This is a genomic window from Planotetraspora phitsanulokensis (assembly GCF_016863295.1).
Taxonomy (GTDB): domain Bacteria; phylum Actinomycetota; class Actinomycetes; order Streptosporangiales; family Streptosporangiaceae; genus Planotetraspora; species Planotetraspora phitsanulokensis.
This window is the reverse complement of the sequence record NZ_BOOP01000083.1, coordinates 1-1,095: the sequence shown is the minus strand read 5'-3', so window position 1 is coordinate 1,095 and position 1,095 is coordinate 1. Positions and strand designations below refer to the sequence as shown.

At 68.5% G+C, this 1,095-nt stretch carries 1 protein-coding gene; it reads left to right on the top strand.

Annotated elements, in window-relative coordinates:
* On the top strand, positions 1 to 1,095 hold a 1,095-nt coding region (locus Pph01_RS42465; protein ID WP_204078943.1), incomplete at both ends, for a Gfo/Idh/MocA family protein.

Sequence of the window (1,095 nt, the reverse complement as noted above, 5' to 3'; positions counted from 1 at the left end):
GGGTACGCGTTCATGGGGCGTGTGCACTCCCAGGCCTGGCGAAGTGTCGGCGCGTTCTTCGACCTGCCCGTGAGCCCGTCCATGACGGTGCTCTCGGGCAGGTCACCCGAAGCGACCACCACCGCGGCCGCCCAACTCGGCTGGGCCGCCGTGGAAACCGACTGGAAAAACCTGATTACCCGCGACGACGTGCAGATCGTCGACATCTGCACCCCCGGCGACTCCCACGCCGAAATCGCCATCGCCGCCCTGGCCGCCGGCAAACACGTCATCGTAGAAAAACCCCTGGCCAACACCGTCGCCGAAGCCGAAGCCATGGCAACCGCAGCGGCCGAGGCAGCCACCAGGGGCATCCGGTCGATGGTCGCCTTCAACTACCGGCGCGTCCCCGCCGTCGCCCTGGCCCGCCAACTCGTGGAAGCCGGCCGGCTGGGCACCATCCGCCACGTCCGCGCCCAATACCTCCAAGACTGGATCACCGACCCCGACTTCCCCCTGGTCTGGCGACTCCAAAAAGACAAAGCCGGATCAGGCGCGTTGGGCGACATCGGCGCCCACATCATCGACACCGCCCAATACATCACCGGCGACCTGCTCACCGGGGTCTCGGCCATCACCGAGACCTTCATCAAACACCGCCCCCTGGCCGAAGCCTCCGCAGGCCTGGCCGCCAGCGGCGGCACCGAACTGGGCGAGGTGACCGTCGACGACGCCGCGTTGTTCCTCGGCCGCTTCGCCGGCGGCGCGGTGGCCTCCTTCGAAGCCACCCGCTTCGCCTCCGGCCGCAAGAACGCGCTCCGGATCGAGATCAACGGCTCCGACGGCAGCCTGTATTTCGATTTCGAAGCCATGAACGAGTTGTGGTTCCACGACCACACCCTGCCCCCCGAGGAGGCCGGGTTCCGGCGGATCCTGGTCACCGAGGGCGGTCACCCCTACGCCGGCGCCTGGTGGCCCCCCGGCCACGCACTCGGCTACGAACACGCCTTCACCCACGAAGTGAAGGACTTCCTGCAAGCCATCGCCACCGGCACCGACCCCACCCCCTCATTCGCCGACGGCCTGCGCGTCCAGCAGGTCCTCGCCGCCGTCGAG